Here is a 6,917-nt window from a genome sequence, read left to right as displayed (position 1 = left end):
AGGCAATGATGAATATATCAAGAGCATTATTTTTTAAGGGGATAGTGCAAAAATTACTTGATAGATACATATAAACCTATATGAGTTGCTCAAAGTATGATGTAAATGCTCTGAATTCTTTGTAATAGAAGAGAATACCTTGATGATATAACTGAGGAAAGGTGTATATTTTCATTGATATGTAAATATGCACCTTTCCTATTGTATATGAAAGTTAATAAAGTTAATTTGAATTTCTGTAACGTACATATACGAAGCCATTCTTTAAAAAAGGACGTGATTTATCATACAAATTCACGCTGTGAAAATACCAAAGAATATTGAAAGTCATTTGTTTAAGAAACTTAGTAACTTGGTTTCAAATGGGAAGAAAGAGCGAATGAAGCGATTATTAAATTCATGCGACATTAATAGGACCCTGATAGGGGATTTACTAATCCGATCTCTAATCTGCCAAAAGTATAAAATTAATAATGAAGAAATTAGATTTATATATAATGAGTATGGAAAACCTTTTGTTGAAAACTTTTCTGACTTTCATTTTAATGTGTCTCATTCAGGAGAATGGGTGGTTTGTACTACTGCTAATTTTAATGTGGGTATTGATATAGAAAAAGTTTCAGAAATAGAGGCTTTTAAATTAGCAAAAGAATTTTTTTCAGCGGAAGAATTTTATGATATATCTAATATGAATTCTGATGAACAAATTAATTATTTTTATGATTTATGGACATTAAAAGAAAGCTATATAAAAACGATTGGAAAAGGGCTTTATACCCCATTAAATTCATTCTCTATAAAAAAAGAATCACGAACTTCAATTTCATACAAGCATATACCTAAAAACTTTTACTTTAAACAATATAACATTGATCCAAATTATAAGTTATCTGCTTGTGCAACAAGAGATGAATTTCCGCAAGAGATAATAATTAAAGACATTTATACAATTTGCCAAACTATATACAAATTTGAAAGTAAGGAGAAAATCAATGCAGAAGACTAAACTTTTTTGCTTTCCACATGCTGGGGGATCTGCGTTTAACTACGCAAAATGGAAAAATTACTTTAATCCATATATTGAAGTAGTCCCGATAGAATTAGCTGGCAGAGGATATAGAATTGAAGAAAGCTTGTACCAAGGTATGGAAGAGGCCGTAAATGATGCCTACACTAGTATAGTTAAGCAAATAGATGCTTCGCCGTACATTCTATTCGGGCATAGCATGGGGAGTTTGATTGCCTATGAAGTAGCCAGGAAAATACAGGATTCTAATAACGAATTACCTGAATTTCTTGTTTTGTCCGGTAGAAACCATCCAAATAGTAAAATAAAAAATATCCGATATAATCTTCCTAATGAACAATTTAAAAGAGAAGTTATTGCAATGGGAGGTACACCATCTGGGGTACTTCAATCAGAAGAATTAATGGAGATTTTTCTCCCTATTTTAAGAGCAGATTTTAAGATTGTCGAGACATACATTCATGATAATAATATACAACCATGTGATATTGATTTTCTTATATTTAATGGGAAAAATGATGAATTTACTACATATGATCAAGTAATAAAATGGAAGCAATATACAAGTAAAACGTGTACTTTTCATTCTTTTGAAGGTAGTCATTTCTTTCTAAATGAAAATATTGAAGAAATAGCAAAGAGTATTATAGGAAAGTTAAATTCTAAAAGATTATCAACTAGTTTTTAGAGGTTTTCTTTCATCATCAGACAGTCGTTGGATAACTGGTGAGTTAATTGATGCAATTTGTGGATCTTGCTTATAATGCTAATTGTAAGTATTATGTACTTTAAAACCAAAACTTTCTCAATTTAATGTTGAGAAAGTTTTGGTTTTTATTATTCTAGTAGTAATCACTTTTTAAAGTTATAGAAATTTAAAAATAAAGTATTGTATACATGTAAGTATGATTAAAAATGAAAAGTTGTAAATGCTAAATTTAATTAAATACGCCTTACTCTCTTTAACATTGGCCTGAATGAATAGTTTATAGGAGATTACACTGGCTAAAGATGCGATAATTGTTCCAAGCCCTCCAATATTTACTCCTAGTAATAAAGCTTTCCAATCAGAAGTAAAGTTTGATAGAAGAATTGAAGTAGGAAAATTGCTAATCAATTGACTCAAAAATATGGAACTAAAGAAGACTGAAGTATCTCCTCTTAAATTAGCGCGAGCAAATGTCTCCAGCGCATCCCAATGGGAAATGTTTCCGATAAAAATAAAAAAACCGACAAAGGTTATTAGAAGAAAGTAATCGATCTTAAAAAGTAAGTTTCTATCTAACGTAAATGCAGCTATCAATGTGACTATTAGCGCAATGTAATAATTAATGACACCAAAAATAGATGCAATGATAGTGATAAGTATCAAAATCCAGACGGTAGCTTTTTTTCGATTTTTCACGGTAATTACAGGTAGTTCTATTTTCAAATCTGTTTTTTGAAGTTTTTGAGTAAATATAAATAACAAACTGATTCCAAGTACAGCTAAAAGCAGGATTGAACCTAAAAATGGGATGAGCTTAATTCCATAGTAAGAATATAGATATAAATTTTGTGGGTTTCCCATAGGCATCAAGCTACTGCCGATGTTTGCCGCAATTGTCTGCAGGATGATTGTATCCATCATGTTCATTTTTGTTTTTTTACTAATGACAAGTGTTATTGGTACAAAAGTGAGGAGGGCGACATCATTTGTTACAACCATGGAGCAAATAAAGCATAACAAAATTAGAATAATAGATATTGACCTGCTGTTATTGCATTTATTTAAAATCACAACGGCAAGTTTGTCTAATATCTTTAGCTGTTCAAAGGCCTTAATGGCCACCATTAGATTAAATAAGCTAATTAACACTTCAAAGTTAATATATTCGATCTTTGGTGAATGTATTAAGCAGCTTACAATTGCTAGTATCAGTGAAATGGTAAGTATTAAATCCTTTTTTAAAAATTTGAATTTCATAAGGAGTCTTTTTTTATTTTGAACGAATACTATTTCTTTCACAATACACCACCTGTAATCTATGTTAGTAGAATGAAACGCAAGGGAAATATATATTTAATAATAGATATTCAACAAATCTTCTTATATTGCAATAAAATTAATAGCTTTTCTTATCAATTGGTTGTTCTAAAATTTGAAACTTAAATGGAATAATATTAATAACGTTTTCAAAAAAATAATAATATGAGTAGTTTTTTATTTGTGGAGCTGTCAAAATCATATTTTTGGATAACTCGATATTGCTAGAAAAGAGGATGACATAAGGTCCTAAATAAGAGTTTTGTAATGTTTCATCCCTTCAACAAAATCCTTTTTTTGCTAAGTGTCTGTAATGTTGTAAATATGTGCAATATAGAGGAATGATTAATTGATAAAACAAATGTTTTTTGTATGATACCATAAATAAATTAAATGTTTTATTTTTTAAATATTCTTATAATATTCCGTTGATTCTTGATTTCAAATCCTTTATATGAACTTCTAAAAGAGAAAAGTATGCATGTTTTTATGAAGAAAATAGAGGCTTGTCAAAGGTTAGGTAGAACGGAATCTGCGACGTTTGGATACTGTATAAAATTCACAAAATCTCAGTGTTTTTTAGATGAAAAAAACTTAAAATATTTTTTTGTTTTTATAAAAATCTGTACTTTTTCGTAACATTCTGTACTTTTAATTATAAATTAAAGACAAGGTTTTCTTAGTTGAATAGTGAAAGCGCTTTATAGATTTTTCGCGAAGTTTTTACCTAGCCTATTCTTGAGATTAGTAGCGAGAAAGGAGATATTTCAATGTTCTTGAGACAATTAACAAAAAAACACTTAATCACTATTGATTATTATGATTTAAATCACCGGTAAACGAAACAAACATAATAGTACAACAATGTTAGTGGATAAAAATATTAGTTTGCAGAAAGGGGTAGAGCATCCGTTTGTATAAGCGTTAAGTACTTCAAAATTTCAGTTTTACGGTTACATGTTGTGATGTTTGCTTAAACAGGCCAATCCGATTAATATAGAAAATTTTTATCCTTGTTGTATTTGAATATGAAAGAGGTATTTGTACCAGGAAATATAGGTGATTTTATATAGATTATGATATACAAATTTTGGCATGGAGTGATGGTATGGAAAGGCTTTTTGTAGACTTAGTCGGATCAACAAATGATTTTTTATGGTCTAAATTGTTAATTATTATGCTTGTTATTTGCGGAATTTATTTTACATTTAAATTGAATTTTGTACAGTTTCGAATGTTAAAAGAGATGGTCCGTGTATTAATGGAGGGGAAAAGTGGTTCTAAAGATCAAATCTCTCCTTTTCAAGCGTTTTGTATTGGTATGGCAGCCCGCGTTGGAACAGGGAATATCACAGGAATTGCGATTGCAATTGCATTAGGTGGTCCTGGAGCTGTATTTTGGATGTGGATTATTTCTATTATTAGCTCGGCCTCCAGTTTTGTCGAAAGCACATTAGCACAGATATATAAAGTAAAAGATAAAACTGGTTTCCGCGGTGGTCCATCCTATTATATGGAAAAAGGGTTGAATAAACGTTGGATGGGAGTATTATTCTCTATTTTAATCACAATTACTTTTGGTCTTGTATTCAATTCAGTACAATCAAATACAGTTACAATTGCTTTTCAAAACTCATTTGGTACAGATCGTCTAACAGTTGGGATAATCATGGCCATTGCTTTCGCTGCGATTATTTTTGGTGGTGTACAACGTATTGCAAAAATGGCTGAATACAAGGTGGTATTTTTAGCGGTATTATACATTGGAGTTGCATTATTTGTTGTAGTTACCAACATATCAAAAATGCCGGAAGTTCTTTCTCTTATTGTTCAAAACGCATTTGGTTTTAAACAAATAGCAGGCGGTTCAATTGGTGCAGCACTTATGAATGGAGTTAAACGTGGTTTATTTTCAAATGAAGCTGGTATGGGAAGTGCACCAAACGTTGCCGCAACAGCAACAACAAGTCATCCGGTGAAACAAGGACTGATTCAAGCATTTGGTGTATTAACGGATACACTGATCATTTGTACTAGCACTGCCTTTATTATTTTGCTGTCTGATGCATATAAACAACCGGGGTTAAATGGTATTGCACTTACACAAGCAGCATTAAGTGAACACATAGGTCCTTGGGCATCGGGTTGTCTTGCTATCTTTGTTTTTTTATTTGGATTTGGTGCGTTAATTGGCAACTATTATTATGGTGAAACAAATATTCGCTTCTTACATACAAGTAAAGTGTGGTTAATGATATACAGAATAAGTGTGTTGGCTATGATTGTATTTGGTTCTGTTGCCAAGATTCAAATTGTATGGGATTTAGCGGACTTATTTATGGGCTTTATGGTTATTATTAATTTAATTGCTATTACCTTACTTTCAAAAGTAGCATTTGCGGCGTTACAAGATTATATAAACCAGAAAAAAGCTGGTAAAGATCCTATTTTTTATAAAGAAAACATTAAAGGACTTGAAAATATTGAATGTTGGGATAGTTATGAGAAAACTTCAAAAAAGAAAAGTGTGTAATAAGAAGGATATTCAGACTGCAATATGTCTGAATATTTTTCTTGGTTCTAGTGCAAATAGTATTGATTATAGTAAAGAAAAAATCATTCTATATAAAGTTAATAGTACGGGGGAATATGATTAAATGATAAAGGATTCTAGCGTTCAAGTTGAGGGTCAAGAAAAAGTTTGCTTAGATCAATGGGTAGCTCATTATCGAACGTATGCAGCTAAGGGACGAAGCGCCAGTTATATTCCTGCTCTGGGGGAAATAAATGTATCGCAGTTAGGTATTTGTATAGTAAAGCCAGATGGAACAATGATAAAATCAGGAGATTGGGAGATACCTTTCACATTACAAAGTATATCAAAAGTAATCGGTTTTATAGCCGCTTGTTTAAGTCGCGGTATTTCTTATGTATTAGAACGAGTTGACGTAGAGCCAACTGGAGATGCCTTTAATTCAATTATTCGTTTAGAGATACATAAACCAGGAAAACCTTTTAATCCTATGATTAATGCTGGAGCAATTACGATAGCTTCACTTTTGCCAGGGACATCGGTGCAAGAAAAATTAGAATCTCTATACGTATTAATTGAAAAAATGATAGAGAAGCGTCCCGCTATTAATGAAATAGTATTTCAATCAGAATGGGAAACGGCTCATCGTAATAGGGCATTAGCATACTATTTAAAGGAGAATGGTTTTCTAGAATCAGATGTGGAGGAGACACTAGAGGTTTACCTAAAACAATGTTCGATTGAAATAAATACAGAAGATATTGCCTTAATAGGGCTTATACTAGCACATGATGGATATCATCCTATTCGCAAAGAACAAGTGCTCCCTAAAGAAGTAGCTAGGTTAACAAAAGCTTTAATGCTTACTTGTGGAATGTACAATGCTTCCGGAAAATTTGCTGCTTTCATTGGATTACCAGCTAAGAGTGGGGTATCCGGCGGAATTATGACACTTGTTCCCTCAAAATCTAGGAAGGATTTATCGTTTCAAGATGGATGTGGTATTGGTATTTACGGACCAGCCATTGATGAGTATGGGAATAGTTTACCAGGAATTATGTTGTTAGAACATATTGCAAAAGAATGGGATTTAAGTATATTTTAAAAAGGAGCACAGATATTTTGGTGTTAGAGCGAGTCCAAAAGTGTTCAGACCTTATATTGTGTCTGAACATTTTTGAGTTATAAAGTATCTTTCTAAAGTAGAAGAGTGTAATGAATACTCACAATCTATAATGCTTTCGTTTATAACTTATTTATCAGTTTTTGAAAAAAATAGAGTAAGTATTGTATTAATGCAAATAGGTTTGTATACTGACTGTTAGGCGAAA

5 protein-coding genes and 1 pseudogene are annotated in these 6,917 nt (G+C 31.3%); 5 read left to right on the top strand and 1 reads right to left on the bottom strand.

Features of this window, described 5'->3' with window-relative positions; translation table 11 throughout:
* Positions 1-379: 379 nt before the first annotated feature.
* The 3 genes and pseudogenes from H6481_RS18795 to H6481_RS29150 form a co-directional block, all read left to right on the top strand.
* Positions 380-1,006 (top strand): 4'-phosphopantetheinyl transferase superfamily protein, encoded by a 627-nt coding sequence (locus H6481_RS18795; RefSeq protein ID WP_002182762.1) that lies wholly within the window; start codon positions 380-382, stop codon positions 1,004-1,006.
* Positions 993-1,715 (top strand): thioesterase domain-containing protein, encoded by a 723-nt coding sequence (locus H6481_RS18790; protein WP_023521954.1) that lies wholly within the window; start codon positions 993-995, stop codon positions 1,713-1,715. The genes H6481_RS18795 and H6481_RS18790 overlap by 14 nt, the downstream gene beginning before the upstream one ends.
* 1 nt (position 1,716) lies before the next feature.
* Positions 1,717-1,791 (top strand): annotated as a pseudogene (locus tag H6481_RS29150) (short-chain dehydrogenase); the annotation flags it as partial.
* Between the two features lie 101 nt (positions 1,792-1,892).
* Here H6481_RS29150 and H6481_RS18785 read toward each other — a convergent pair.
* A complete protein-coding gene (locus tag H6481_RS18785; protein ID WP_182812797.1) occupies positions 1,893-3,035 on the bottom strand; it encodes an anion transporter in 1,143 nt (380 codons plus the stop codon).
* A 1,126-nt stretch (positions 3,036-4,161) separates the two neighbouring features.
* Between H6481_RS18785 and H6481_RS18780 the strand changes: the two genes are divergently transcribed.
* Positions 4,162-5,586 (top strand): alanine/glycine:cation symporter family protein, encoded by a 1,425-nt coding sequence (locus tag H6481_RS18780; protein WP_065382360.1) that lies wholly within the window; start codon positions 4,162-4,164, stop codon positions 5,584-5,586.
* Positions 5,587-5,710: 124 nt separating this feature from the next.
* Positions 5,711-6,691, top strand: a complete 981-nt coding sequence (gene glsA / locus H6481_RS18775) for a glutaminase GlsA (protein ID WP_000588656.1) — start codon at positions 5,711-5,713, stop codon at positions 6,689-6,691.
* The last annotated feature ends 226 nt before the right edge of the window (positions 6,692-6,917 follow it).

The sequence above is a fragment of the Bacillus sp. ME78 genome, assembly GCF_903970865.1.
In the GTDB taxonomy this organism is placed as follows: domain Bacteria; phylum Bacillota; class Bacilli; order Bacillales; family Bacillaceae_G; genus Bacillus_A; species Bacillus_A cereus.
Note: the sequence above shows the minus strand (reverse complement) of the source record. Positions and strands in the feature narration are given on the sequence as shown.